General features: G+C 73.3%; 25 protein-coding genes. 14 read left to right on the forward strand and 11 right to left on the reverse strand.

Translation table 11 applies throughout. The features are described from left to right. Positions 1-8: 8 nt before the first annotated feature. From ABD844_RS19385 to ABD844_RS19425, 9 genes are read left to right on the forward strand one after another with little or no spacing between them, the layout of a single operon-like run. Positions 9-917, forward strand: coding sequence for a glutathione S-transferase C-terminal domain-containing protein (locus ABD844_RS19385; protein ID WP_344879269.1), 909 nt, complete (start codon positions 9-11; stop codon positions 915-917). Beyond that, positions 914-2,233: an NtaA/DmoA family FMN-dependent monooxygenase gene (locus ABD844_RS19390; protein ID WP_344879271.1), complete on the forward strand. Its 1,320-nt coding sequence runs from the start codon at positions 914-916 to the stop codon at positions 2,231-2,233. The genes ABD844_RS19385 and ABD844_RS19390 overlap by 4 nt, the downstream gene beginning before the upstream one ends. Next, positions 2,230-3,396 carry an LLM class flavin-dependent oxidoreductase gene (locus tag ABD844_RS19395; RefSeq protein WP_344879275.1) on the forward strand — a complete coding sequence of 389 codons (1,167 nt, stop codon included), beginning with the start codon at positions 2,230-2,232 and terminating at the stop codon, positions 3,394-3,396. The genes ABD844_RS19390 and ABD844_RS19395 overlap by 4 nt, the downstream gene beginning before the upstream one ends. Next, positions 3,393-4,427, forward strand: coding sequence for an LLM class flavin-dependent oxidoreductase (locus ABD844_RS19400; protein ID WP_344879278.1), 1,035 nt, complete (start codon positions 3,393-3,395; stop codon positions 4,425-4,427). Before ABD844_RS19395 ends, ABD844_RS19400 begins: the two co-directional genes overlap by 4 nt. Next, positions 4,424-5,551, forward strand: coding sequence for an LLM class flavin-dependent oxidoreductase (locus ABD844_RS19405; RefSeq protein WP_344879281.1), 1,128 nt, complete (start codon positions 4,424-4,426; stop codon positions 5,549-5,551). Before ABD844_RS19400 ends, ABD844_RS19405 begins: the two co-directional genes overlap by 4 nt. Further along, positions 5,548-7,158 (forward strand): ABC transporter substrate-binding protein, encoded by a 1,611-nt coding sequence (locus tag ABD844_RS19410; protein WP_344879284.1) that lies wholly within the window; start codon positions 5,548-5,550, stop codon positions 7,156-7,158. Before ABD844_RS19405 ends, ABD844_RS19410 begins: the two co-directional genes overlap by 4 nt. Further along, positions 7,155-8,060, forward strand: coding sequence for an ABC transporter permease (locus ABD844_RS19415; protein WP_344879287.1), 906 nt, complete (start codon positions 7,155-7,157; stop codon positions 8,058-8,060). The genes ABD844_RS19410 and ABD844_RS19415 overlap by 4 nt, the downstream gene beginning before the upstream one ends. Positions 8,061-8,066: 6 nt before the next feature. Next, positions 8,067-8,948, forward strand: coding sequence for an ABC transporter permease (locus ABD844_RS19420; RefSeq protein ID WP_344879289.1), 882 nt, complete (start codon positions 8,067-8,069; stop codon positions 8,946-8,948). Beyond that, on the forward strand, positions 8,945-10,558 hold the full coding sequence (locus tag ABD844_RS19425; RefSeq protein ID WP_344879291.1) for a dipeptide ABC transporter ATP-binding protein: 1,614 nt from the start codon (positions 8,945-8,947) through the stop codon (positions 10,556-10,558). The genes ABD844_RS19420 and ABD844_RS19425 overlap by 4 nt, the downstream gene beginning before the upstream one ends. An 88-nt stretch (positions 10,559-10,646) precedes the next feature. On the opposite strand, the gene ABD844_RS19430 is transcribed toward ABD844_RS19425, so the two are convergent. Both ABD844_RS19430 and ABD844_RS19435 read right to left on the reverse strand, forming a co-directional pair. Continuing rightward, a complete protein-coding gene (locus tag ABD844_RS19430) occupies positions 10,647-11,936 on the reverse strand; it encodes a vanadium-dependent haloperoxidase (RefSeq protein ID WP_344879294.1) in 1,290 nt (429 codons plus the stop codon). Positions 11,937-12,081: 145 nt separating this feature from the next. After that, on the reverse strand, positions 12,082-12,669 hold the full coding sequence (locus ABD844_RS19435; RefSeq protein ID WP_344879297.1) for a 1,2-dihydroxy-3-keto-5-methylthiopentene dioxygenase: 588 nt from the start codon (positions 12,667-12,669) through the stop codon (positions 12,082-12,084). Between the two features lie 50 nt (positions 12,670-12,719). Here ABD844_RS19435 and ABD844_RS19440 point away from each other — a divergent pair, with 50 nt between their 5' ends. From ABD844_RS19440 to mtnK, 4 genes are read left to right on the forward strand one after another with little or no spacing between them, the layout of a single operon-like run. Further along, entirely contained in the window at positions 12,720-13,808 is a 1,089-nt protein-coding gene (locus ABD844_RS19440; protein ID WP_344879300.1) for a substrate-binding domain-containing protein, read from the forward strand. Beyond that, entirely contained in the window at positions 13,793-15,361 is a 1,569-nt protein-coding gene (locus ABD844_RS19445; RefSeq protein WP_344879303.1) for a sugar ABC transporter ATP-binding protein, read from the forward strand. Before ABD844_RS19440 ends, ABD844_RS19445 begins: the two co-directional genes overlap by 16 nt. Continuing rightward, a complete protein-coding gene (locus tag ABD844_RS19450; RefSeq protein WP_344879306.1) occupies positions 15,358-16,386 on the forward strand; it encodes an ABC transporter permease in 1,029 nt (342 codons plus the stop codon). The genes ABD844_RS19445 and ABD844_RS19450 overlap by 4 nt, the downstream gene beginning before the upstream one ends. After that, positions 16,383-17,567 (forward strand): S-methyl-5-thioribose kinase, encoded by a 1,185-nt coding sequence (gene mtnK / locus ABD844_RS19455; protein WP_344879309.1) that lies wholly within the window; start codon positions 16,383-16,385, stop codon positions 17,565-17,567. Before ABD844_RS19450 ends, mtnK begins: the two co-directional genes overlap by 4 nt. 31 nt (positions 17,568-17,598) lie before the next feature. On the opposite strand, the gene mtnB is transcribed toward mtnK, so the two are convergent. From mtnB to ABD844_RS19500, 9 genes are all read right to left on the reverse strand, one after another. Next, positions 17,599-18,228 (reverse strand): methylthioribulose 1-phosphate dehydratase, encoded by a 630-nt coding sequence (mtnB, locus tag ABD844_RS19460; RefSeq protein ID WP_344879312.1) that lies wholly within the window; start codon positions 18,226-18,228, stop codon positions 17,599-17,601. Further along, positions 18,225-18,890 (reverse strand): acireductone synthase, encoded by a 666-nt coding sequence (mtnC, locus tag ABD844_RS19465; RefSeq protein ID WP_344879315.1) that lies wholly within the window; start codon positions 18,888-18,890, stop codon positions 18,225-18,227. The genes mtnB and mtnC overlap by 4 nt, the downstream gene beginning before the upstream one ends. Next, complete coding sequence (locus ABD844_RS19470) at positions 18,887-19,834, reverse strand: nucleoside hydrolase (RefSeq protein ID WP_344879318.1); 948 nt, start codon at positions 19,832-19,834, stop codon at positions 18,887-18,889. The genes mtnC and ABD844_RS19470 overlap by 4 nt, the downstream gene beginning before the upstream one ends. Then, positions 19,831-20,829 (reverse strand): s-methyl-5-thioribose-1-phosphate isomerase, encoded by a 999-nt coding sequence (locus tag ABD844_RS19475; RefSeq protein ID WP_344879321.1) that lies wholly within the window; start codon positions 20,827-20,829, stop codon positions 19,831-19,833. Before ABD844_RS19475 ends, ABD844_RS19470 begins: the two co-directional genes overlap by 4 nt. Next, positions 20,826-21,701, reverse strand: coding sequence for an ABC transporter permease (locus tag ABD844_RS19480; RefSeq protein ID WP_344879324.1), 876 nt, complete (start codon positions 21,699-21,701; stop codon positions 20,826-20,828). The genes ABD844_RS19475 and ABD844_RS19480 overlap by 4 nt, the downstream gene beginning before the upstream one ends. Beyond that, positions 21,698-22,795 (reverse strand): ABC transporter permease, encoded by a 1,098-nt coding sequence (locus ABD844_RS19485; RefSeq protein ID WP_344879327.1) that lies wholly within the window; start codon positions 22,793-22,795, stop codon positions 21,698-21,700. Before ABD844_RS19485 ends, ABD844_RS19480 begins: the two co-directional genes overlap by 4 nt. Beyond that, on the reverse strand, positions 22,792-24,462 hold the full coding sequence (locus ABD844_RS19490) for an ABC transporter ATP-binding protein (protein WP_344879330.1): 1,671 nt from the start codon (positions 24,460-24,462) through the stop codon (positions 22,792-22,794). The genes ABD844_RS19485 and ABD844_RS19490 overlap by 4 nt, the downstream gene beginning before the upstream one ends. After that, positions 24,459-25,478 carry a BMP family ABC transporter substrate-binding protein gene (locus ABD844_RS19495; RefSeq protein ID WP_344879333.1) on the reverse strand — a complete coding sequence of 340 codons (1,020 nt, stop codon included), beginning with the start codon at positions 25,476-25,478 and terminating at the stop codon, positions 24,459-24,461. The genes ABD844_RS19490 and ABD844_RS19495 overlap by 4 nt, the downstream gene beginning before the upstream one ends. A gap of 169 nt (positions 25,479-25,647) precedes the next feature. Further along, the gene (locus ABD844_RS19500; RefSeq protein WP_344879337.1) at positions 25,648-25,968 is read right to left on the reverse strand and encodes a plasmid stabilization protein; all 321 of its coding nucleotides are present in this window, start codon (positions 25,966-25,968) and stop codon (positions 25,648-25,650) included. A 124-nt stretch (positions 25,969-26,092) separates the two neighbouring features. Here ABD844_RS19500 and ABD844_RS19505 point away from each other — a divergent pair, with 124 nt between their 5' ends. Next, positions 26,093-26,818 (forward strand): MgtC/SapB family protein, encoded by a 726-nt coding sequence (locus ABD844_RS19505; protein WP_344879340.1) that lies wholly within the window; start codon positions 26,093-26,095, stop codon positions 26,816-26,818. Positions 26,819-26,831: the final 13 nt, after the last annotated feature.

Here is a 26,831-nt window from a genome sequence, read left to right on the forward strand (position 1 = left end):
GAGGACCTGTGTCCATCACCACGCAGCCGCCGGTCTACGCGACCTCCGTCGACCACGTCGCCTACGGCCACTACGGCCCCGGCCGCCTGCACCTCTCGCCCGCCTGGGACCGCCCGATCTACCCCTTCCAGGGGCGGATCAGCGCCGACGGCTCCAGCGGCTTCCGCGCCGAGCCCGGCCGCTACCACCTCTACGTCGCCTGGGTCTGCCCGTACGCCCACCGCGCCGCGATCGTCCGCAAGCTCAAGGGCCTGGAGGACGTGGTCTCGCTGTCGTACGTGGACGACGAGCGCGACGGCCGGGGCTGGGCGTTCAGGGAGCGCAGGGGCCCCGACCCGGTCAACGGCTTCACCCTGCTGGAGCAGGCGTACGAGGCCACCGAGCAGGGATACGGCGGCCACATCTCGGTACCCGTGCTCTGGGACAGGAAGCGCGGCACGATCGTCAGCAACCACTTCCCCGACATCACGCTCGACCTGGCCACCCAGTTCGAGCGGTGGGCCGACCCCGTCGACCTCTACCCCGAGGCGCTCCGCCCGGAGATCGACGAGCTGAACGACCGGATCTACCAGGACGTCAACACCGGCGTCTCCCGCGTCGCCCGCGCCGACACGCAGGAGGACCGCGAGCGGGAGCGGCACCAGGTGGTGGCCGCGCTGGAACGGCTGGACGAGCTGCTGGCCGAGCGGCGGTTCCTGACCGGCGACACGATCACCGAGGCCGACGTGCGGCTGTGGGTGACGCTGGCCAGGTTCGACGGCGAGCACAACCGCGGTCACGCCGTCAGTGAGCGCGAGCTGAGCGACTTCGAGCACCTGTGGCCCTACGCCCGCGACCTCTACCGGCTGCCCGCCTTCCGCGAGACGACCGAGGGCCTGCCCGCCACCTGGGACGCGCCGCACGGGCGGGGCCGATGACGCGCAAGCGGGTGCACCTGGCGGCCCACTTCCCCGGCGTGAACAACACCACCGTCTGGAGCGACCCCCGCTCCGGCAGCCAGATCGACTTCGCCTCGTTCGTCCATCTCGCCAGGACGGCCGAGCGCGGCACGTTCGACTTCTTCTTCCTGGCCGAGGGGCTGCGGTTGCGCGAGCTGAAGGGGCGCATCCACGACCTCGACGTGGTGGGCCGCCCCGAGTCGCTCACCGTGCTCAGCGCGCTGGCCGCGGTGACCGACCGGCTCGGCCTGGCCGGGACCGTCAACGCGACCTTCAACGAGCCGTACGAGCTGGCCCGGCGCCTGTCCACGCTGGACCACCTGAGCGCGGGCCGGGCCGCGTGGAACGTGGTGACCACCTCCGACGCCTTCACCGGCGAGAACTTCCGCCGCGGCGGCTACCTCGACCGCTCCCAGCGCTACGAGCGGGCCGCCGAGTTCGTCCGCCTGTCGCGTGAGCTGTGGGACTCCTGGAGCCGGGACGCGGTCGCCGCCGACGCGGCGGCGGGCACGTTCGTCCGCCCTGGGTCCATCGGCGCGGTCGAGCACCGGGGCGCGCACTTCACCGTCGAGGGCCGCTTCACGCTGCCCCGCAGCCCGCAGGGCAGGCCCGTGATCATCCAGGCGGGCGAATCCGACGACGGCCGCGAGTTCGCCGCCGCCCACGCCGACGTGATCTTCTCGCCGCACGGCAGGCTGGAGGACGGCAAGCGGTTCTACGCCGACGTCAAGCGCCGCCTGGCCAGGTACGGCCGCGAGCCGCACCAGTTGAAGATCATGCCAGGGGTCACGTTCGCGCTGGGCGACACCGAGGCGGAGGCCGCGGAGAACGCCGCCCGCATCCGCCGCCAGCAGGTGGGCCCGCAGACCGCGATCGCGTTCCTGGAGCAGGTGTGGGGCCGCGACATGTCGGCGTACGACCCGGAGGGCCCGCTTCCCTCGATCGAGCCCGACCTGTCGGAAGGCGTCTCCCAGGGGAGGGTGCCGATCAAGGACCGGCCGGCCGTGGCCGCCAAGTGGCGGGCGCTGGCCGAGGAGAAGGGGCTCTCCATCCGCGAACTCGTCATCGAGGTGACCGGGCGGCAGACGTTCGTCGGCACCCCTGAGAGCGTGGCCCGGCAGATCGACGAGCACGTGCAGGCCGACGCCGCCGACGGGTTCATCCTCGTGCCGCATCTGACGCCGGGCGGGCTGGACGAGTTCGTGGACCGGGTGGTGCCGCTGCTGCGCGAACGCGGCTCCTTCCGTACCCACTACACCGGTGTGACCCTCCGTGACCATCTGGAGCTTGCATGACCCTGCATCTGGCCGTGGCGTTGGACGGCGCGGGCTGGCACCCCGCCGCCTGGCGCGAATCCGCCGCCGACGTCTTCTCGGCCCGTCACTGGGCAGGACTCGTGACCGAGGCGGAGCGCGGGCTGCTCGACTTCGTCACCTTCGAGGACTCGCTCGGGTTGCAGTCGACGCTGCCCGACGGCGACGACGACCGTACCGACCAGGTGCGGGGCCGGTTCGACGCGGTGCTGCTCGCCTCCCGGCTGGCGCCGCTCACCAGCCGGATCGGGCTGGTGCCGACCGCGACCGTCACCCACACCGAGCCGTTCCACGTGGCCATCGGCATCGCCACGCTTGACCACGTCAGCGGCGGCCGGGCCGGGTGGCGGGCGCAGCTCTCCCCGCGGGCCTCGGAGGCCAGGCTCGTCGGACGGCGGGAGTTCCCGCCGCTCGACCGGCTGCTGAACCGGCCCGGCGGCGCGGACCTGTCCGCCGACCCGCACGTGCGCGACCTGTTCGCCGAGGCCGCGGACGCCGTGGAGGTGTCGCGGCGGCTCTGGGACAGTTGGGAGGACGACGCCGAGATCCGCGACGTGTCCACTGGCCGGTTCATCGACCGGGACAAGCTCCACCACATCGACTTCTCCGGCCGGTTCTTCTCCGTCAAGGGGCCGTCGACCACGCCGCGCCCGCCGCAGGGCCGGCCGGTGGTGACCGCGCTCGCGCACGCGCGGCTGCCGTACGAGTTCGCCGCGGGCGCCGCTGACGTCGTGTACGTCACGCCGCAATCCGCCGAGCAGGCCCGCGCCATCGTCGAGGAGCTCAGAGGGCTCTCCGGCGAGCTGAAGATCTTCGCCGACCTGCTCGTCTTCCTGGGCGAGGACGCGGCGGGACGCAAGGCGCGGCTCGACGAGCTGGCCGGAGCCGAGCTGGTCTCCGACGCCGCGATCTTCACGGGGACGGCGGGGGAGCTGGCCGAACTGCTGCTGGAGTGGCGGCAGGCCGGGATCCAGGGGTTCCGGCTGCGGCCCGGCGCGCTGCCGTACGACCTGGAGCGGATCGCCCGGGAGCTGACGGCCGAGCTGCGCGGGCGGGGGGCGTTCCGGCACGCGTACGAGGCGGCCACGCTGCGCGGGCTGCTCGGCCTGCCGCGCCCCGGCAGCCGGTACGTGGAGGCACGATGAAGTTCCTGCTCATCACGCTGATCGTGCACAACGACGAGCGATCGACCACAGAGCGCTTCCGCGAGGTCGTCGAGAACGCGGTGCTGGCCGAGGAGCTGGGCTTCGACGGGTTCGGCGTGGGGGAGCGGCACGAGCGGCCGTTCATCTCCTCCTCCCCGCCGGTGGTGCTCAGCCACATCGCCGCCAGGACGTCCAGGATCCGGCTGTTCACGGCGGTGACCACGCTGAGCCTGCTGGACCCGGTACGCGCCTACGAGGACTACGCCACGCTCGACCACCTGTCCGAGGGCAGGCTGGAGCTGATCATCGGCAAGGGCAACGGCGCCGCGCAGGCCGAGCTGTTCCACGTCACGGCCGAGGACCAGTGGGAACGCAACCGCGAGGGCTACGAGCTGTTCCGCCGCCTGTGGCGGGAGGACAAGGTCACCTGGGCGGGCACGTTCCGCCCGTCGCTCACCGAGGCCGAGACCTGGCCGCGCCCCCTGCAACGGCCGATCCGCGTCTGGCACGGCAGCGCCACCAGCAAGGAGTCGGTGGACCTGGCCGCCAGGTACGGCGACCCGCTGTTCTCCGCCAACGTCACCAACCCCATCGACCCGTACGCCGAGCTGATCGACCACTACCGGGAACGCTGGGCGCACTACGGGCACGACCCGGCCGACGCGCTGGTGGGTGCCGGGACGGCGGGTTTCTACACGGCCAGGACGTCCCAGGAGGCGATCGCGACGTACCGGCCGATCTACGACGCCCGCGTGGCGTTCCAGCGCAGGCTGGGGCTGCCGATCGTCTTCTCCACCCTGGAGGACGCCATCGAGCGCAGCTCGATCCTGGTCGGCGGCCCGCAGCAGATCATCGACAAGGTGCTCCGCTACCACAAGCGGTTCGGGCACGAAGTCATGCACCTGCACGCCGACGCCGACGGGCTCACACCCCGGCAGCACCGGGAGGCGCTGGAGCTGTTCCAGACCGAGATCGCGCCCGTGCTGCGGGCCGAGATCCCCAGCAGGCCGTTCCCCGGAGGTGCCGCGTGACCCTGTCCGTCCTCGATCTCGCCCCGATCGTGTCGGGAGGCGGCGCCGGCGACGCGCTGCGCAACACCATCGACCTGGCCCGGCGAGCCGAGGAGTTCGGTTACCGCCGCTACTGGGTCGCGGAGCACCACTTCGCGCCGGGCGTGGCCAGCTCGGCCCCGGCCGTGCTGATCGGGCTGCTGGCGGCGGCGACGGACACGATCCGGGTCGGGTCGGGGGCCGTGCAGCTCGGGCACCAGACGCCGCTGTCGGTGGTGGAGCAGTTCGGCCTGGTCGACGCGTTGTACCCGGGCCGGGTCGACCTCGGGATCGGCCGCTCGGGCCAGCGCCGCGCCGAGCTGGCCAAGAGCGCCGAGCCCGCCGGGAACGCCGAGCCGGTCAAGGACGCGGCCGTCGGGCAGCAGCCCGCCAGAGTCGTCGACGGGCTGCTCATCCCGCCGCCGTTCGACTGGTCGCTGCTCGCCCAGCACCCCCACCTCGTCCACTACGCCACGCTGCTCCAGCAGCCCGGCGCCCAGACGCCCGACTTCGCCGGTCAGATCGACGACGTGCTCGCCTTCCTCAAGGGCACGCACGAGGCGCACGCCGTGCCAGGAGAGGGCGCGGACGTGCAGGTGTGGATCCTCGGCAGCAGCGGCGGCCAGAGCGCGCAGGTCGCCGGCGAGCGCGGGCTGCCGTTCGCGGCCAACTACCACGTCAGCCCGTCCAGCGTGCTGGAGGCCGTCGAGGCGTACCGGGAGGCGTTCAAGCCGTCGGACGCGCTGGCCGAGCCGTACGTGATCGTCTCGGCCGACGTGGTCGTGGCCGAGGAAGAGGCGCGGGCGCGCGAGCTGGCCAAGGGCTACGGGCTGTGGGTCCGCAGCATCAGGACCGGCGCGGGGGCGATGCCGTACCCCACGCCGGAGGAGGCCGACCGCCACGTCTGGACCGAGGCCGACCGGCAGCTCGTCAAGGACCGCATCGACACCCGGTTCGTCGGCTCACCACGCCAGGTGGCGGACGGGCTGCGCGTGCTGCGCCGGGTCACCGGGGCCGACGAGCTGCTCGTCACCACCATCACCCACGATCACGACGACCGCGTGCGCTCCTTCGAGCTGCTCGCCGAGGCATGGGACCGCCCGTGAGACGCTCGATCCCCGCGCTGCTGCTGATCCCCGCGCTGCTGGCCCTGGCAGCGTGCGGTGCGCAGCCCGCCCAGTCCGCCCCCGGCACCACGCTGGTGTGGGCCATAGAGACGCAGCCGATCACCCTGAACCCGCAGTTGTGGGCGCAGAACAAGGTGCGGCTGCTCGTGTTCAACCAGTTCGACGCGCTCGTCTCGAAGGCCGAGGACGGCACCTTCCGCCCCTGGCTGGCGAAGTCGTGGCAGGTGTCGGACGACGGCCTGACCTACACCCTCGACCTGCGCGACGACGTCACCTTCCACGACGGCACGAAGTTCGACGCCGCCGCCGTCAAGGCCAACCTCGACCAGTTCGGCGTGCCGGGCTACAACCCGGCGGTGGCCGCCATCCAGCTCAAGGCCCTCGACCGGGCCGAGGTCGTGTCGCCGTACCGGCTGAAGATCACCCTGACCGAGCCGGACGGGCTGTTCCTCGACTTCCTCGCCTCGCCCTACGCCGGGCAGGTGTCGCCCAAGTCGCTCAAGAGCGCCAAGGACCTGAAGTTCGGCGGGACCGACCTGGTCGGCACCGGGCCGTTCATCCTCGACCGGTACGTACAGGGCCAGGAGATCCACTACCGCCGCAACCCCGCCTACCGGTGGCCTCCGGCCGGGGCGGCGCATCAGGGCCCGGCCCACCTGTCCGAGCTGACCTACCGGTTCCTGCCCGAGGCCGCGGTCCGGGTCGGCGCGCTCACCTCCGGTCAGGTGCAGGTCATCGAGGGAGTCCCCGCCACCGAGGTCACCCTCATCGAGAAGGACCCGACCCTGACCCTGCAGACCGCGCTGAACTCCGGCACCGCCTACTCCTACTACTTCAACACCTCCCACGCCCCCTTCGACGACCAGCGCGTACGCGAGGCGTTCCGCGAGGCCGTGGACGTGGACGCCGTGCTGAGGTCCGTCTACCAGGGCACCGCCACCAGGGCCTGGAGCATCGTCGGCAAGAACAGCCCCTTCTACGACACCGGGCTGGACGGCTCGTTCGGCGGCGACCTGGCCAAGGCCAACGCCCTGCTCGACGCGGCCGGGTGGAAGGAGCGCGACGCCGAGGGGTTCCGGGTCAAGGACGGCAAGCGGCTAACAGTGCGTGAGATCGCCTCGGCCCCCTTCGTCCGCGACCGCAGGGACGTCCTCGCCCAGGCCATCCAGGCCCAGGTCAAGCAGAACGCCGGCATCGACTTCCAGGTGAAGATCGTGGACCAGGGCAGCGCCCAGAAGGCCATCGACGACAACGAGTACGAGCTGTTCGGCAACTCCCGCGGCGACTCCGACGCGGGCGCGGCGCTCAACCTCATCCTGCCGGCCGAGGGCGCCGTCAACCGCACCCGCTTCGCCGACCCCCAGGTGGAGAAGTGGCTGGCCGGCGCCTCTGCCACCTCCGACCAGGCCGAACGCAAGCGGCTCTACGCCGACGTGCAGCGGGAGGCGGTGCTGGAGGACGCCATCGTGTTCCCGCTCTACGTCCCCGCCGACCAGATCGCCGCCCAGAAGACCGTGCAGGGGCTCGGGTTCGACCCGTCCTCCGGCACCCCCGCCGCCGCGTACGACGTGCGGATCGGCACATGATCAAGCGTCTCGGCACCGGGCTGGCGGTGTTGTGGGCCGCCGCCACGGCCTCGTACGTCGCGCTGCTGCTGGCCCCGGGCGACACCGTCGACATCCTGGTCGGCGACGGCCCGGACACCCCGGAGATCAGGGCGGGGATCGTCGCGGAGTGGGGGCTCGACCGGCCGGAGATCGTGCAGTACCTGTCCTACCTGTGGCGGCTGCTGCAGGGCGACCTCGGCCGCTCGTACCAGCTCCAGCGTGGCGTGGGCGAGGTGCTCGCCACCCAGGTCGGGCCGACCGTGCAGCTCACGCTCGCCGCGGCCGGGACCGGGGTCGCGCTGGCCGGGGCCATCGCGATCCTCACGGCGGGCAGGGGACGGTGGCTGCGCGGCGCGGCCTCGGCGGCCGAGCTGGTGTCGGTGTCGGTTCCGCCGTTCCTGATCGGGATCGTGCTGCTGTCGGTGTTCTCGTTCACGCTCGGCTGGTTCCCTGTCTCCGGGGCGCAGGGGCCGCAGGCGCTCGTGCTGCCCGCGCTCGCGCTCGGCCTGCCCATCGCCGGCGTGCTCGGCCAGGTGCTGCGCGGCGGGCTGGAACGGGCGTTGGAGCAGCCGTTCGCGGTAACGGCCAGGGCGCGCGGGCTGACCGAGCGCGCCCTGGTCGCCCGGCACGCCCTGCGGCACGCGCTGATCCCGGCGGTGACGCTGGCCGGATGGTTCACCGGGACGCTGCTGGGAGGCGCGGTGATCATCGAGGTACTGTTCGGGCGGCCGGGGCTCGGGCAGGTGGCCATGCTGGCCGTGACCGGCCGGGACATGCCCGTCGTGATGGCCGTGGTGCTGCTGTCCGCCGTCGCGTACGTCGCCATCAGCACCCTGCTCGACCTGGCCTACCGCGTCATCGACCCGCGGATCCGGGGCTGACCCGCGATGCGCGTGCTCACCCGCGGGGAGTCCCGCCCCGCCCGCCGGACCCTGCGTCTGCCCGCCTCACCCGCCCTGCGCGGGCCAGGTGTGCCCGTCCTGCTCCTGCCGGTCGCCCTGCTCGCCCTGCTCGCGCTGGCCGTGGCCGCGCCCGGCCTGCTCACCGCCGCCGACCCGCTGGCCGCCGACCCGCTGAACGCGCTCGCCCCACCCGGCGCCGGCCACTGGTTCGGCAGCGACCATCTCGGCCGCGACGTGCTGGCCAGGGTCGTCTTCGGCGCCCGCCACTCCGTCGGCATCGGCGTCGCCGCCGCCGCGCTGGCCGTCACCGCCGGCCTGTTCCTCGGCCTGGCCGCCGGGCTGTCGCCGAAATGGCTGGACGAGGCACTGGCGCGCTCGTTCGACGTGCTGTCCACCCTGCCCGAGCTGCTGCTCGCCCTCCTCGTCGTGGCGATCACCGGCCCCGGCACCAGCAACGTGATCTTCGCCATCGCCGTCGCCCAGATCCCGAACTACGCCCGGGTGATCCGGGCGCAGACCTTCGTCGTCCGGCACGCCGGTTACGTGGAGCAGGCCCTGACGTTCGGCCGTCCCCGCCTGGCGATCATCGCCGGGCACGTGCTGCCCAACGTGCTCGGCCCGATCCCCGTGCTGGCCACCATCGGGCTCGGCCAGGCCGTCATCGCCAGCTCCGGGCTCAGCTTCCTCGGCATGGGCCCGCAGCCGCCGGCCGCCGAGTGGGGCGCGATGCTCTCGGAAGCCCGCAACTACCTGCGGGTCGCCTGGTGGGAGGCCTTCTTCCCGGGCCTGGCGATCACGCTCACCGTCGTCTGCCTTACCGTCGTCGGACGCCGCCTGCAACGCCGCTTCGAGGGGAGAACCTCATGACCTCGCTGGTGACCCCGCTGGTGACCGTCGAGAACCTGCGCGTGAGCTTCGGCGACACCGAGGTCGTGCACGGTGTCTCCCTGTCGATCGCGCGCGGCGAGTGCGTGGCGATCGTGGGGGAGTCCGGGTCCGGCAAGAGCGTCACCGCACGGGCGCTGCTCGGCCTGGCCGGGCCCGGCTCGTCCGTACGGGCCTCGGCGTTCCGCGTGTCCGGCCGGGACGCGCTCGCCTTCGCCCCCGGCGACTGGCGTCGGCTGCGCGGCAGGTTCGCCGGGCTCGTCCTGCAGGACGCGCTGGTCTCGCTCGACCCGCTGCGCACCGTGGGCGCCGAGATCGCCGAGGTGCTGGCCGTCCACGACGTCGTCGCGCGGGCCCGCCGCGCGGACCGGGTGCTGGACCTGCTCGACGCGGTCGGCGTGCCCGAGCCGGAGCTGCGGGCCCGGCAGCACCCGCACCAGCTCTCCGGCGGGCTGCGGCAGCGGGCGCTCATCGCCTCCGCCATCGCCGCCAACCCCGAACTGATCATCGCCGACGAGCCCACCACCGCGCTCGACGTCACCGTCCAGGCCCAGATCCTACGGCTGCTCGCCGAGCGCAAGGCGGCGGGGACCGCGCTGCTGCTGATCAGCCACGACCTGGCCGTGGTCGCCTCGATCGCCGACCGCATCCTCGTCATGAAGGACGGGCAGATCGTGGAGGAGGGACCCGCCAGGGAGGTGCTGGCCGCGCCCGCGCACGACTACACCTGCGCGCTGCTGTCCGCGGTGCCGTCCGCGGCCTCCCGGGGCACCCGCCTCACCAGCGGCGCCCCGCGCAGCCGCCCCGCCCCCGACCTGTCGGCCCGGGTGCTCGCCGGAGCCGGGCTCACCCGCTCGTACGGCCCGCGCCGCGTCAACGACGACGTCTCCTTCACCCTCCACGAGGGCGAGACCCTGGGCGTCGTCGGCGAGTCGGGCTCGGGCAAGACCACGCTCGCCCGCCTGGCGCTCGGCCTGCTCGAACCCGACACCGGCCAGGTCACGCTGCACGGACGCCCCTGGAGCCACCTGCGGGAACGCGAACGCCGCCCGCTACGCCCCAGGATCCAGCTCATCTCGCAGAACCCGCTCGACTCCTTCGACCCCCGCCACACCGTCGGCCGCCTCGTCGCCGAGCCGCTGCGCCTGCCCAGGACCGAACGCCACGCGCGGGTGCTGGACCTGCTGGCCCGCGTCGGCCTGCCGCCAGAGACCGCGGCCCGCCGTCCGCGCGAGCTGTCCGGCGGCCAGCGTCAGCGCGTCGCCATCGCCCGTGCCCTCGGTCCCCGTCCCGACGTGCTGGTCTGCGACGAGCCCGTCTCCGCGCTCGACGTCTCCATCCAGGCTCAGGTGCTCGACCTGCTCGCCGATCTCCAGGCCGAGTACGGCACCGCGATGTTGTTCATCTCCCACGATCTGGGGGTCGTCCATCACGTCGCGGACCGCGTACTGGTCATGAAGGACGGCCGGGTCGTCGAGGAGGGCGGCGTCGGGGAGGTGTTCACCCGGCCACGCCACCGCTACACGCGGGAGCTGGTCGCCGCCGTGCCCAGCATGGAGTCCATCGGCGGCGGGCTCTCGCAGCGGTTGTGAGGACGGCGGCGTCTCTCCTGCGGCCGGACGGGCAGCCGCGGACGTGGACGGCACGTTCGCGGCTGCCCGTGGCCGGGTCAGGTGCGGTCTAGGAGAACAGCCGGGCGGCGTGACGCAGACCGTGGGCCGCGACCTGGCTGCCCAGCGTCACCCCGGCCCGGTCGGCGGAGCGGGTGTGGATGCCCGACCAGACCCGGGCGTCGACGTTCTCGTCGGACAGGACCTTCCACGTGGTGTAGGTGCGGGTGGCCCCGGGCGCGGTCGGGCTCGTGAGCGCGAACGGCTCGCGGGAGTGGGCGCCGACCAGCGTGGTCAGCACCTGTTCCGCGGCGCCGGAGTAGGTGTTGTGGCCGCTCGGGTAGTCGGGGTGCGACGGCGTCGTGTGCAGCGGGGTCCAGGCCGGGTCGGAGGGCACGGCGGAGTGGCCGGTGTCGGCGGCGCGCAGCGCGGTGACCGGCCGCCAGCGCACGTAGAAGTATTTGGCGTCCGAGGTGGCGATCTGGGTGTCCACCAGCGCGACGTGGAAGAGCGCGACGAGTTCGGCCCGCTTCGGCGTCGTCGCGCGGGACTGGAGGAGGGCGGCACGCAACGCGCCGTCGTAGATGGTCAGCGAGGATCCGAGCCAGAACTGCGCGACGTCCGTCTGGGCCTGCGTGCGTACGGTGCTGTTCGCCGCGCCGTAGTCGCGTGCCTCCTCGAGGTCGGCCCGATACGCCGGCGAGCCGAGCGCGGGAGGCGGCACCGGCCGGAACTGGTCGGCGCGGTCCAGCAGGAACGGCCTGGCGAACCTCGTGCCCGACTGCGCGGCGGGAGCGTGCGCCGGTGGCGTCGGCTGCCAGGTCCCCGGGGTGGCCTGGGGAACCGGGTACGGCGGGCTGACCGACGCCGGATCGAGGCCGTCACCGGCCCGCTCCGAGAGCAGCGAGGTCGCCTCGTCGGCCCCCGCCGCCACCCCGCGGTCCTTGGCCGGGCCGTCGGGGATGCGCGCCAGCGTCGCCGCGAACGCCGCGTCGAGCTGGGCGGCGCGGGCCGGGGCCAGGCTGACGAGCGAGGTGTGCACCGCGGAGGCCAGCGCGGCGTCCTGGAAGGGCCGCTGCTGAGGGCCGGAGCGCAGGGCCCTGGCGGCGGACAGCCAGCCGATCGCCCACGTGCGGCTGTTGGTGACCTGCGCGGAGGCCCCGGCGGCGGCGATGGTGGCAGCGGTGACGTCGTACCATTCGACCGCCACGTCGACGCCGGTGCGTCCCGAGGTCTGCGCGGTCGAGGCGAGGGCGGGGGTGCTGGTGACGGTCGTCGTGGTGGCGAGCACGGCCGCGAGGGCGACGGCGCGCAGCCGGCGAGATCGTGCGGCCGGCGTGCGGTGTGAGCTCTCTAACAAGGTCGGACGTCCCTTCAGGAGGAGTCAGGAGGGCTCGTGCGGTTCGGGCACGGGGGCTCCGGCCAGGGTCTGGCCGTTGCCGCCCACGACGCCAGCATAACCCACTAAATCTGTAGGATTTAAGGGTTTTTGCGGCGGGCCCGCCTCAGTTCCTGGCCGCGCGACCGGCGGCGATCGTGTCGAAGTCGGGGATGCGCCGGGCGATCGGGTCGCCGGTGAAGTCGCCGATCCAGCCGTCGTCGTCGTGGAAGAACCGGATGGCGGTGAAGTCGGGCTCGGTGCCCATGTCGAACCAGTGCGTGGTGTTCCTGGGTACGCTCAGCAGGTCGCCGGCCTCGCAGAGCACGGCGTGCACCTTGCCGTTCACGTGCAGGTAGAAGATGCCCGAGCCGGAGACGAAGTAGCGGACCTCGTCGTCGTCGTGGGTGTGCTCGTTCAGGAACTTCTGCCGGGCCGCCGTGGCGCGCTCGGGCCAGTCGGGGCTGTCATCCGGGTGGAGTTGGGCGACGTCGACGAAGGTGTAGCCCTCCTCGGCGATGACGCGCTCGACCTCCGTGCGGTAGGCGGCCAGGATCTCGTCCTGGCCGGCGTCTTTCGCCAGGTCCTCGGCGACCGCCCAGTGGCGCAGGACGACGTCGATCTCCTTCAGCGTCGCCGCGATCTCCGTGGAGTCCTCGGTCTCCAGCAGGGTCTCGGGCTGCTCGCCGTCGGTGTAAACGGTCAGGTATGTCATGCTAGAAAAGTCTACAATACATGCATGAATTGTCGGATATAGTCCGTTATGTGAACCTCGCACGACTTGTGGGCGCGGTGGCTCTCCTCGCCCTGGCGGGCTGCTCCCAGGGCACGCCCGCCGCTGCTCCCTCCGCTCCCTCCGCTCCACCGTCTTCGTCATCACCGGTCGCCGTCCCGACCGGTGCCGTACCGGCCGAGTTCGCCGCCGGGAACGTCAGGATCGCCCTCGTCCGGCAGCTCTCCTCCGGCGACTACTTCGAGCAGTGGCTGGCCGGCGCCCAGGCCGAGGCCGAGGCGCTCAACGTGAAGCTGGAGGTCTCCAGCGGCGACGGCAACAACGACAAGCAGGCGCTCAACCTCGAACAGGCCGTCACCGCCAAGGCGGACGCGATCATCGTCGACCACGGGTTCGCCCAGACGGTGCAGCCCGCCATCAAGAAGGCGGTCGCCGCCAAGGTCCCGCTCGTCGCGTTCGACGTCGATCCGGGCACCCCCGAGGCCGTCGCACTCACCCAGGACGATCACCAGATCGCCGAGCAGGCGCTGGGCGCGCTGAAGGCGGACACGGGCGGCTCCGGCGAGGTCGTCTACGTCTACGTCGCCGGGTTCGCGCCGCTGGACCGGCGTAACGAGACCTGGGAGCAGTTCAAGCGGGACAACCCGGGCATCAAGCAGGTGGCGCAGATCGGCGTGGTCAACAGCTCGACCGCCGCGGCCGTGGCCGACCAGGCCAAGGCGGCGCTCCAGGCCCACCCGGGCGTCAAGGCGATCTTCGCCCCGTACGACGAGTTCGCCAAGGGCGCGGCGCTGGCCGTCAAGGAGCTCGGCCTGGCCGGGCAGGTGAAGATCTACGGCGCGGACGTGTCCACCGCCGACATCGGCGTCATGACCGAGCCGAACAGCCCGTGGGTGGCGACCTCGGCCACCGACCCCGCCAACGTGGGCCGGATCGCGGTACGCGCCGCCGCCCTGCTGGTCGCGGGCGAGCAGGTGGACCGGGCGCTCACCGTGCCCCCGTCGCTGATCACGCAGAAGGGGCTGCGTGACGCGGGCATCACCGGCGTCGAGCAGCTCACCAGGGCCTTCCCCGCTCTCACGACCCCCGAGGTGGCCCGCGTGCCGTGGCCGGCGTCGTGACGTTCGCGGTCACGTCCGTCTCCAAGGCGTACGGCGCCACCACGGCCCTGTCCTCGGTCTCCCTCGACCTGCGGCCGGGCGAGATCGTCGGGCTGATCGGCACGAACGGGGCCGGCAAGTCCACGCTCATCAAGATCCTCTCCGGCGCCACCGCGCCCAGCTCGGGGACGCTGTCGTTCGACGGGCGGCCCGTGACGTTCGGCGGGCCGCTGGACGCGCAGGCGGCGGGGGTGCAGACCGTGCACCAGAACATCGACGACGGCGTGGTCTTCGGTGCCACCGTGGCGGACAACCTCACGCTCGACACGCTGGCCGGAGGCGGATGGTTCCGCACCCGCGCCCGGGTACGCACCGCCGCCGCGGCCGTCGCCCCCGGCCTCGGGCTGCCCCTGGACGCGCCGGTGGAGAGCCTGCCGGCGAGCGCCAGGCAGCAGATCGTCATCGCCCGCGCGCTGGCCCGCCGGGCCCGCCTGCTGATCCTCGACGAGCCCACCTCGACGCTGTCGGAGGTCGAGGCGGGCGCGCTCGCCGCCCGGGTGCGCGAGGCGGCGGCCACGGGCGTGTCCGTGCTGTACGTCTCGCACCGGCTGTCGGAGATCGAGGCGCTGTGCGATCGGGTGCTGGTGCTGAGGGACGGCGAGCTGGTCGCCGCGTTCGCCGCGCCGCTGGACCGCGCGGCCATCGTCGCGGCCATGCTCGGCCCCGCGGCCGACTTGGGCCCCACACGCACGGGCCTGCCGGCGGAGCCGGGCCAGGAGGTGCTGGTCGCCGACGGGGTACGAGCCGTGCGGGGCGGGCGCGCGTTCGGGTTCCAGGTGCGCGCGGGGGAGGTGCTGGGCGTGACCGGGCTGGTCGGGGCGGGCAAGACGGAGCTGCTCGAACAGCTCGGCGGGGCGCGTCCGCTGGTGTCGGGGAGCCTCTCGCTCGGCGGAGTGCCGTACGAGCCGAAGGACCCCCACGACGCGATCGCGGCCGGGGTGGCGCTGGCCCCTGAGGAGCGGGCGGCGCAGTCGATCGTGCCCGGCTGGTCGGTACGCGCGCACGTCACGCTGCCCTGGCTGCGGCGGCACGGCCGGTCCGGGCTGCTGGCCCGCCGTTCCGAGCACGCCGCCGCCCGGCGCGTGATCGAGCTGTTCGGCGTACGCGGCCCAGGGCCGGAGGCGCCCATCGAGTCGCTGTCCGGCGGCAACCAGCAGAAGGTGGTGGTGGGCCGCTGGCTGGCGGGCGACCTGCGGCTGCTGGTGCTCGACGAGCCCTTCCGCGGCGTGGATGTGGCCGCCCGCGCCGACATCTCCGGTGTCGTCAGGGAACGCGCACGGCGGACGGCCGTGGTCGTGGCCTCCTCGGACCCGCAGGAGCTGCACGGCCTGGCCGATCGGGTGCTCGTGCTGCACGAGGGCGACCTGGCGGGAGAGCTGCCGATCGCCGACGCCACGCCGGAGCGCCTGACCGCCCTCATGTCGGGCACCCCGGGATCGGGCACCCCGGGATCGGGCGCCCCGGGATCCGGCATCCCGGGATCGGGCGCGACCGAGCGGGGCGGTGCGCGGTGACGGGCATCGCGTCGGGCGTCGGCGCCGCGGCGTCCGCGCGGCGTCGGGCGGCCTCCCGCGCCGCGGCCCTGGCCTACCGCTACGGCCTCCTCGGCGTGCTCGCCGTCATGCTCGTCCTGTTCTCCCTGCTCAGGCCCGCCTTCGCCACCTATCCGAACGCCCTGGTCGTCCTGCAGTCCGTGGCCGTGGTCGGGATCGTCGCGCTCGGCGTCACCGTCTCCATGACGACCGGCGGGTTCGACCTGTCGGCGGGCGCCTGCGTGGGCACGGTGGTGATGGTGACCGCGCTGACCATGGTGCGGTTCAACCTGACCGGCGGCACCGCGATCGTGGCCGGCCTGCTCACCGGGCTGGTCGTGGCCGGGGTCAACGTGCTGCTGACCGTCGTCGCCAAGGTGCCCGACCTGGTGGCGACGCTGGGCACGCTGTTCCTGTTCCAAGGGCTGGCGCTGATCGTCACGGGCGGGCAGTCGGTCGCGCCCGGCATGACGGTGGACGGCGCGCCCGCCCCTGGCCGCTTCACCGAGGGCTTCGTCTGGCTGGGCAGCGGCACGATCGTCTCCGTGCCGGTTCCCGTGGTGGTGTTCGCCCTGCTCGCCGCCGCCGTGTACGTGCTGCTCAACCACACCCGCTGGGGCCGGGCGCTGTACGCGATCGGCGGCAACGCCGAGGCGGCCCGCCTGGCGGGCATCCGGGTGGCCCGTTACCGCGCGCTGGCCTACGCCGTGTCGGGGGTGTGCGCGGCGGTCGCCGGGATCCTGCTGACGGCCAGGCTCGGCAGGGGCGACGTGGGGGCCGGGGACCCGTACCTGCTGCAGTCGGTCGCGGCGGCGCTGATCGGGTTCGCGGTGCTGGGCGCCAACCGGCCCAACGCGCTGGGGACCGTGGTGGGCGCGCTGTTCATCGGCGTCGCGATCAACGGCCTGACCATGCTGAACGCGCCCTACTACGCCCAGACCTTCGTCCAGGGCGCGCTGCTCGTCGGCGCGCTGGTGACCAGTTACACGCTCAGGAGGATCAGGTGAGCTACGAGCTCCTCACCGTGGACACGGTGCCCGGCTACGTCGCCGCGCGGCCCGCCCTCGCCCGCTTCGGCGCGGTCTCGCGGGTGCGGGAGGTCGGCGACGGCAACCTCAACCTGGTGTTCGTCGCCGGGACCGAAGGGGGCGGTGGGCTGGTGCTCAAGCAGGCGCTCCCGTACGTGCGGGTGGACCCCACCTGGCCCATCACCCCGGAGCGCAACGGCATCGAGGGGCGCGCGTTGCGCGTGCACAACGCGGTCGCGCCCGGCCTCGTGCCGGAGCTGTACGACACCGACGCGGAACGGCACGTCATCGCCATCGAGGACCTGTCGGACCACCGGGTGTGGCGAGGCGCGCTCAACGAGGGGCAGCGGCACGATGGCGTGGCCGGCGACCTGGGGCGGTACGTGGCGAAGGTGGCGTTCGGCACCTCAGTGTTCGGGCTCGGCGCCAAGGGGCACAAGGCGGCCCTGGCCACCGCCGCCAACCCCGAGCTGTGCGAGATCACCGAGGATCTCGTCTTCACCGAGCCGTACATCGCCCACGAGCACAACCGGATCCTGCGGGCCAACGAGGCCGACGTGGCCGCGTACGCCGGAGACCCGGACGTGCGGGCGGCCGTCGGGGCGGCCAAGCTCGCGTTCATGACGCACGCGGAGGCGCTGATCCACGGCGACCTGCACACCGGCTCGGTGCTGGTCCGCGACGAGCCGCACTCGGCCAGGGCGTTCGACGTGGAGTTCGCGTTCTACGGGCCGGTCGGGTTCGACGTCGGCGCGCTGTGGGGCAACTACGTGCTGGCCGCCGCCCGCGCGCTCGTCCTGGGCGAGGACGCGCACGCCGCATGGGTGCTGGCGCAGGCGGCGCGGACGTGGGAGGGGTTCGCCGAGGAGTTCGCCGGGCTGTGGCCGGGCCGGGCCGACCCGCGGATCATCGACCTCGACCGCTACCTGGCCAAGGTGTACGCGGACGCGGCGCCGTTCGCCGCGGCCAAGGCCGCCCGGCGGGTGATCGGCTTCTCCTCGGTCAGCGACATCGAGACCCTGCCCGAGGACCTGCGCGTGCGGGCCATCCGCGCCGTGCTGGCCGCGGCCAGGCTGCTGCTCACCCCGGACGCCCGGCGGGGCGAGCCGAAGCCGCTGTTCGACCGGGTGGGGCAGGTCCTGGCGGAGGCGGGCAGGTGATCGGCGCCCCCGCCGCGCGTGGCGGGGGCCGTCAGGCGACGGCCAGCGCGTAGGCGAGCAGCCACTCGACGCACTCGGTGACGTGCCTGGCGTGCTTCAGGTCGGTGCCCCACGCGTACAGGCCGTGGTCGGCCACGATGACGGCGGGCGTGCGCGGGTCGTACCCGGACTCGAACCAGTCACCCAGCTCCCGCATGTCCTGGCTGTTGCCGATCACCGGGATCCGTACCTCGTCGTCGTGCGCCAGGCGGCCGATGCCCTTGAGCGTCTCCACGTCCCGCAGCAGGACCCCGCCCGGCCAGCGCCGCCCGGCCACGACCGCGTTGAGCGCGTGCACGTGCACGACCGCGTCGGCGCCGGTCAGCGCCGCGACCCGGGCGTGCAGCCCGGCCTCGGCGGACGGCCTGAGCGGCGCGACCCCCTCCACCGCGACGGCCTCCCCGCGCGAGCCGACCACGGCCACGTCGGTCGGCAGCAGCTCGCCCTTGTCCAGCCCGCTGGCGGTGACCGCCAGCCGCAGCGGCTCGCGGGAGACCACCTCCGAGATGTTGCCGGAGGTGCCGCGCATCCACCCGAATCCGGTGAACCTGGCCGCCTCCACCGCCAGCCTGGCTCCCGCCGCGTGCACCTGGTCGGCGACGAGGGTCGTGTCGGCGCTCATATGGTCAGCTCCTCGAAGGTCGTGATCACGGGATGGGCGCCGAACGGCGTGCCCTCGTTCGGCTCGCCCGGTCTGCGCACTCCGGTCGTGCTCCAGCCGGCCGCCGCCGCGGCGTCCAGCTCGGCCGGTACGTCTGACAGGAACAGCAGGTCCGCGGGGTCGCCCAGGGTCTGCGCGATCCGGGCGTAGGAGGCAGGCTCCCGCTTCGGCCCCGCGTTGACGGTGTCGAACCAGTGCCCGACCAGCACGGACAGGTCTCCGTACGCCGTGTTGGCGAACCACGGCCGCTGGCTCGTCACCGACCCCGACGAGAACACCGCCAGCCGGTGCCCCGCCGCGTGCCAGGCCCGCAGCGCGGGCGGCACGTCGGGGAAGAAGTGGGCGGTCAGCTCGCCCGCGGCGAACCCCTCCGCCCAGATCCGGCCCTGGAGCGTCTTCAACGGCGTGGCCTTGACGTCGCCGTCCATCCAGCCGTGCAGCACCTTCACGGCTTGCGCCGTCGTGGCGGCGCCGAGTTCGGCGAGGACCGCGCGCACCTCGGGGTCGTCACGGTGGGCGTCGAGGTACGGGCCCAGCCGGGGCCGCGCGTAGGCGTACAGGCCGACGTGGACGGACTCCGTCGAACTGGTCGTCCCCTCGATGTCGAGCACGATCACGGTCACCGGGTCAGCACCTCCACGAAGTCGGCCACGAACCGCCGCGCGTCCACGGCGGTGATCACCCGCGTGGGCGGCGCGGGCTCGTACGGGAAGGCCGGAGGCAGCCCGTCGTGCGTGCGCATCAGCCTGGCGCGGTGCAGGAAGCCGTCGCCGCGCACGTTCACCGGGCCGTCGGCCCAGGCGGTGGCGTACGCGGGGTCCAGCAGGATGCCCGCGGCCAGCGGGTCGTGCAGCGGGATGATCCTGCGGCCCCACTCGTTCTGGTAGAAGTCCAGGTACGCGTCCAGGATCTCGGTCGCGAAGCGGGCCGTGGGCGTGCCGGAGGCGCGCAGGGCGGCGATGGCGTGCTCGTCCAAAATCGTGCCCGCCGTCACGTTCACGCCCACCATGACCAGCTCGCGGCGCGGCGCGGCGAACACGGCCCTGGCCGCGTCGGGGTCGTTGTTGATGTTGGCGTCGATCATCAGCAGCGTGCCCGGCGGGGCGTAGGGGCCCGAGCCGCCCATGAGCACCACCGAGCGGTACTTGGTGAACAGCTCGGGGTCCAGGCGCAGGGCCAGCGCCAGGTTGGTGAGCGGGCCGAGCGCGAGCAGGTCCAGCTCGCCTGGACGTTCGTTCGCCAGGCGTACCAGCAGCTCGGGTCCGGTCTCGGCGGCCACCCGGGGGAGCGGGCGGTCGTGGCCGAGGTCGCCCAGGCCGTCCTTGCCGTGCACGTACCCGGCGATGTGGGCGGGGCCGCGCAGCGGCTCGGCGGCGCCCCTGGCGACGGGGACGTCCAGGCCGAGCAGGCCGGTGACGTACCCGATGTTGCGGGTGGCGTCCTCCTCGGCGCAGTTGCCGTACACCGAGGTGATCGCGACGATCTCGGCGTCGGGGCGGCCCGCCAGGTACAGCAGGGTGTGGGCGTCGTCGATGCCGGTGTCGGTGTCGACCACGACGTGTCTCACGAGAGCTCCTTGGGGTGGTGGACGCCGCGCTCGGTCACGATGCGGGTCACGAGGTCGGGCGGGGTCACGTCGAAAGCCGGGTAGTAGCCGATTACGCCGTCGGCGGCGGTGCGCACGCCGCGCGCGTGCAGCACCTCGTCGCCGTCGCGCCGCTCGATCACCACGTCGGCGGCCGTCCTGGCCTGCGGGTCGGGGGCATCGACCAGCGCGTAGAACGGGACGCCGAACGCCTTGGCCGCCAGCGCGACGCCGAGCGTGCCGACCTTGTTGATCACATGGCCGTCCAGCGTCACCCGGTCGGCGGCGGTCAGCGCGACGTCGGCCAGCCCGTCGGACAGGGCGGCGGCGACCATCCCGTCGGCGATGAGGGTCGGCCGGTAGCCCATCTCGACCAGCGTCGCCGCGGTCAGCCTGGCGCCCTGTAGGTAGGGCCGGGTCTCGGTGCAGACGAACTCCAGTCGTTTGCCCGCCCCCTGCGCCGCCCGTACCGTCGCGATCAGGTACGCGTCGGCCCAGCAGTGGGTGAGCACGCGCGTGCCGTCGGCGAGCAGCGAGGCGGCGTGCTCGCCGAGTGCGGCGCTGCGCGCCCGGTAGCCGTCGTCGTGCGCCCGCGCCGCCGCCTCCACCGCCGCGACCAGCTCGTTCCCGGCCAGCTCGTCGGCGTTCACGGTCGCCGACAGGACGGCGTGGACGGCGTCCCTGATGTGGTTGTTCGTCGGCCGGGTGGCGACCAGCCGGGCGCCCACGGCCCGGAGCCTGGCCGCGGCCTCCTCCGGCGGGTCCCGTCGGGCCTCGCGTGCCCCGAGCACCAGGCCGGCCGTGGTGGCGAACAGCGGTCCCGAGCTCTGGGTCACCATCCGCTCGATGGCCACGGCCACGTCCTCGCTGGTGGCACAGCGCACCCAGCGCACCTCGAACGGATAGACCCGGCGGTCGAGGATCTCCACCGCGTCGTCCGTCAGCCGTACCGAGTCGGCCAGCACCGGCCCGCTCATACCGTTCTCTCCTTGTCACGACGCATCGCCGCCGCCACGACCAGGGCCAGCAGCGTGATCAGATAGGGGGCCGCGTCGGCTGCCTGCTGCGGCAGCCCGAACCCCTGCAACCGGAAGCCCAGCGCCTCGGCCGCCCCGAACAGCAGGCACGCGCCCAGCCCGAGCCACGGCCGGGCACCGGCGAGCATGACCGCCACGACGGCCACCCACCCCCGCCCCGCGCTCATCCCCTCGCTGAACAGCGTCACGTTGCCCAGCGCCAGTTGCGCCCCGCCGAGCCCGCACAGCGCCCCCGCCCCCAGCACCGCAGCGTGCCGGTACACCGGCACGCGCAGCCCGATCGACTCGGCCGCCTCCGCGTGCTGCCCGATGCCGCGCAGCCGCAGCCCCGACCTGGTCCGTCCGAGCCACCACGAGGCCCACACCACCAGCAGGAACGCGACCGGCACCAGCGGCGACTGCGGCCCCAGCACCGGCAGGTCCAGCCCGAGCGCGGCCAGCGTGGGCAGCCCGGACAGGTCGGGGGAGCTGAAGGTGCCGCCGCTGCCGAACACCTGCCGCATGAGGAACGCGGTCAGACCGAGCGCGAGCAGGTTCGTCCCCACCGCCACCACGACCGGATCCGCGCGGAACGTCACCGCGGGCACCGACAGCAGCGCGGCGTAGAGGACGGTGGCGAGCACCGCGCCCGCCACGCCGAGCCAGGCGCTGCCCGTCGCGTGGCTGAACAGCACCGCCGTGAACGCACCCCACAGCAGTTGCCCCTCCAGCGCCATGTTGAACACGCCGGACACCGAGCACAGCAGCCCGCCCAGCGCCGCCAGCACGACCGGAGCGGTGGCGGTCAGCACCGCCGCGAGGAAGGTGTTCATCCGCGCCTCCCCGCCGACCGGCTCCGCACGACCGCGCCCACCGCGACGATCACGATGATCAGGCCCTGCACGATCTGGGTGAGCTGGCTGGGCACCCCGGCCTCCCGCTCCATGCCCTGCCCGCCGGCCTGCAGGATCGTCAGCAGCGCCACCGCCCACGGGACCGCGGGCGGGCGGCCGGCCGCCAGCAGCACGGCCGCGATCGCGGTGAACGTGTAACCGGGCGCGGTCAGCGCGCCGTCCACGAAGCGGTACGGCGGGCCGAGCACGATCAGGCCGCCGACCAGCCCAGCGAACGCCCCGCCCGCGGCCAGCGTGACGGCGGCCAGCCGGTCCACGCGTACGCCGCCGTACCTGGCGAACTCCCGGTTCGCGCCGAGTGCCCGGATCTCGTAGCCGGGGACGGTACGCGCGTCGGCGTACAGCCACAGCGCGGTCAGCACGGCGACCACGGGCAGCGCGATCGTGACGTACGAGCCGGCCCCGAACGCCGGCAGCCGGGCGGCCTCCGGCAGCAGCGGCGTCTGCGCCAGCCCCGTGCCCGGCTCGGCCAGCGGGAACCTGGCGAGGTAGGAGGCCAGCGAGACCGCCGGGGCGCTCAGCAGCAGCGTGCTGACGATCGCCGGGATGCCGAGCCTGGTGCGCAGCGGGGCCGACAGCCCGGCCAGCAGCGCTCCGGCCAGCGCCGCGCCCAGCAGCGGCACCACGTACGAGCCGCCGGCGTGCAGGGCGAGCGCCGCCGCCGCGATGCCGCCGAGCGACAGTTGGCCGTCGCCGCCCAGGTTGAACTCGCCCGCCCGCAGCGGGATCGCGAACGCCACGGCCATGCCGAGCGTGGGGACGTACGCCGCGAGCGTGTACTCGAAGTTGCCGTCCATGAGCGCGCCCCGGAGCAGCGCGGGGTAGGCGAGCGACGGGTCGACCCCGACGGCGACCATGACCAGCGTGGTCAGCGCCAGCGCGCCCGCCACGGACAGCACGGCGGGCGACAGGACCAGCCGCCGCACGACCGCCCACCCCTGCCCGCCCCTGGCCTCCGCCTCGCGGGCGGGGGCCGGCTCGGCGGTACCCGTCGGGTTCTCGACCCCGGTCATCCGGCCGCCTCCTCCGCGTCACCGACCGGCTGGGGACCGGCGACGCCGAGACGTTCGGGCCCTTCCGCGCCGCCGGTCGGCTGGGGGAGGGTGGCGCCGGTCATGGCGGCGCCGAGGCGTTCGTCCGTGGCCTGCGACACGGGCAGCTCGGCGACCACGCGGCCCTCGAACATGACCAGCACCCGATCGGCCAGGGCCCGCAGCTCGGACAGCTCGCTCGACTGCACCAGCACGGCTCGCCCGGCGTCGCGGGCGGCGGCCAGCAGGGCGTGGATCTGCTCCTGCGCGCCGACGTCCACACCCTGGGTCGGCTCCTCGACCACCAGCACGGGCGTGTCCCTGGACAGTTCCCTGGCCAGCACCGCCTTCTGCGCGTTGCCGCCGGACAGGTGCGCGATCGGCGCACGCACCGAGGAGGCGCGGATGGAGAAGCGCTCCACCAGCGCCGCGGCCCGCCGCCGCACCTGGGCCGGGCGCAGGCGGAGGCCGTGCTGCGCGCCCATCAGCAGGTTGTCGGCCAGCGACATGGCGGGCGCGGTCGCCCGTCCCGCGCGGTCTCCTGGGACGTAGGCCACCCGCCGCTCCTTGCCGGCCTCGACGGGCCGGCCGCCCAGGAGCACCGTGCCCGAGCCCGCCCGGCGCAGCCCGGTGACGGTCTCGACCAGCTCGCGCTGCCCGCTCCCCGCCACGCCCGCGAGCCCGACGATCTCACCGGCCCGCACCCCGAACGACACCCCGGCCACCGCCGCCACACCGTCCCGGTCGCGGACCCACAGGTCCCGCACCTCCAGCAGGTACGACCCTGCCTCCCCGGCCCTCGCCCCGACCGGAGCCGCCCCGGCCTTCACGCCGACCGGTGCGGCGTCCACCGGAGCGAGTTCCGTCGGCGGGGCCTCCACCGGTTGCCGGCGCTCCTGACGGGCGGTGCCGAGCGAGCGGCCGATCATGGCCCGGACCAGCTCGTCCGCCGAGGTCGCCGCCGTGGCGAACCGCCCGGTCACCCGGCCCCCGCGCAGCACCGTGACCCGGTCGCTGGCCGCCAGCACCTCCTCCAGCTTGTGCGTCACCAGCAGCACCGACACGCCCTCGGCGGCGAACTCCCGCACGGTCAGGAACAGGCCGTCGGCCTCGCCCGGGGTGAGCACGGCGGTGGGCTCGTCGAGGATGAGCACCTCGGCCCGCCGGTAGAGCGCCTTCAGGATCTCCACCCGCTGCCGCACGCCCACCGGCAGCTCGCCGACGCGGGCCGCCGGGTCCACGCCGAGCCCGTACCGTCCGGCCAGCTCCGCCACCGCCTCGTGCGCGGCCGTCCGGTCGAGCACGCCGCGTCGCACCGGCTCGGCGCCGATCACCACGTTCTCCGCCACGCTGAGGCCGGGGAAGAGCCGCAGGCGCTGATGGACCATGCCGAGCCCGTGCGCGATGGCGTCGGCGGGGGAGCGCAACCGTACGGGAGCGCCCGCACGCAGCACCTGTCCGGCGTCCGGGCGGTGCAGCCCGTACAGGATGGACATCAGCGTGGATTTGCCCGCGCCGTTCTCCCCGACGACGGCGTGCACCTCGCCCCGCTCGACGGCCAGGTCGATCCCGTCGTTGGCCAGGACGTCGCCGAAGCGCTTGGTGATGCCGGCCAGCTCGACGGAGGGCGCTCGAGCGTGATCGTTCATCCGGCCAAGGGGTCCGTGACCGTGATCCGGCCCGCCACGATGTCGTCGCGGACCTGCTTGACCTTCGTGACCACGTCGGGGTTCGACGCGACCGTGCAGCCCGAGGAGGCGAGGTCGTCGTCGAGGGCGTTGACCCCGACACCGCCCTCCTTCAGCCCGTACACCTTGACGCCGCCCGCCTTGCCCGCCGCGATGTCCTTGATGGCGGCGAGTTCGGCCACGTCGACGTGCTTGAGCACGTTGTCGATGATGGTGCCGGCGCTCTGCGCGCACTGGTTGACGTCCACGCCGAACGCCTTGGCCCCGGAGGCCGACGCCGCCTCGAAGACGCCCTGGTTACCGGCGGACGCCGCGGCGGCCACGATGTCGACCCCCTGGCCGGTGAGCGTCTGCGCCTGGGACTTGGCCCTGGCCGGGTCGCTGAACGGGTTGTTGCCGCCGACGTAGAGCGGCGTGCCGGTGACGGAGGGCTTGACGGACTTGGCGCCGGCGAAGAACGGGTCGATCCACCGGTGCACGAACGGCGAGTCGAGCGCCGCCACCACGCCCAGCTTGCCGCTCTCCGACAGCAGGCCCGCCTCGACCCCGGCGAGGTAGGCCGCCTCGTGCTCCTTGAACGACACGCAGGTCAGGTTGGGGGCCTGCTCCTTGGCGCACGAGTCGACCTGGAGGAACTGCTGGCCGGGCTGCTGCTTGGGGACGGTGGCGAACAGGTCGTCGAAGGAGAAGCTGACCCCGACGATCACGGTCGGCTTCGCCCTGACGGCGGCGTCGAGGTTCTGGGCGATGCTCGTGGGGTCCTTGCTCTCGTACAGCTTGAACGAGGCGCCGATCTCCTTCGCCGCGGCCTCCGCGCCCTTGACGCTGAGCTGCAGGAAGCTGTTGGTCCCCACGGGGTTGGGTGTGATCAGGATGACGGACTTCCCGGGGGAGGCGGCCGGCTGACCGGCTCCGCCGCAGGCCGTGAGGGCGAGCGCGGCGGTAACCAGCACGGACGCCAGGGAGATAGTGCGCATAACGACGAATATAACATGTATATCCAGTAGGAAATGTTGATAACGGACGACCGGAATGTTGATAATGGAACGACTGGATTGTGGGGCCCGGGAACCGCGCGGCCGAGCCCCGCCGGCCCGGCGGGTGCCGTCTGGTCAGGTCGTTCGCCGGGCCCCGGGAATCATCCGGTCAGCGAAGGGCCCTTTCCAGCTCCGCCTTGGTCATCTTGGAGCGGCCCTTGATCTTGCGGCGCTGGGCCTCGGCGTAGAGCTGGTCCTTGGTACGCCCGCCGGCACCGGAATGCGAGCGCAGCCCGCCCCGCCGGCTCGACGAGATGTCGTGGAGGGACGTCCGGCTCGCGATCCGGGATTCGCCCGCCCTGGCCCGCTCCTTGTTCACGGTACGGGCGGCGATCTCGGTCGCGCGCCTGGCGCCCTCTCCGCGCCGCAGCTCGCTGTCCCTGATGGCCTCGTACTGCCGTTCTCTCTTCGGGCTCGATCCGCGAGGCATCTTTCCCCCTCGTGCCGACAGTTCAGACGTGGTGCCCACTACCCGGACGTGGCCCGCGAAACAAACAACCTCCCAGGTGAGGCGGGCTGGTGTAGCCGCGGCCGGCCCGGGGAGATGTGTACGAATGGGAGCGGCGCTCACTGCTGAGGCACTCGCGGGCCAGGGGTGGGTCCAACTGCGCGAGCTGGGCCTGGCCCTGCTGCTGTCCGCCGCGATCGGGCTGGAGCGGGAGATCCGGCAGAAGAGCGCCGGGCTGCGTACGCACACGCTGGTCGGCTTCGCCGCGGCGCTGATCGTGCTGGTCTCCAAGTACGGCTTCGGCGACGTGCTCGGCGACCACGTCGTGCTCGACCCCTCCCGGGTGGCCGCCCAGATCGTGGCCGGGATCGGGTTCATCGGCGGTGGCCTGATCTTCGTCCGGCGGGATGTCGTACACGGCCTGACCACCGCCGCGGTGGTGTGGCTGACCTGTGCGGTCGGCATGGCCGCCGGAGCTGGACTGTGGCTGCTGGCCATCGCCGTGACCATCGGTCACTTCGTGGTCATGTTCGTCTTCAACGAGCTGGCCGGACACCTGCCCCGCTCGAAGTACACCCAGTCGCGACTGCACCTGACGTACCTCAACGAACGGGGCGCGCTCCGGCGGGTCCTCGCCACCTGCACCGACAGAGGCTTCGTCATCGCGGAGTTGACCGTCGAGCGCGGGCACGAGCACCGCGACCCGGGGATCAGCTCGATCCTGCTCCTCGTGCAGGGCCCTGGGTCGATCCGCGACCTCGCCACCGAACTGGCGGAGATCGACGGCGTGCTCACGGTCTTCAGCTCCGATCTCGGCGCACCGGCCCCGTGACGCGATCGGCGGG

Source organism: Nonomuraea antimicrobica (assembly GCF_039536965.1).
Lineage (GTDB): Bacteria > Actinomycetota > Actinomycetes > Streptosporangiales > Streptosporangiaceae > Nonomuraea > Nonomuraea antimicrobica.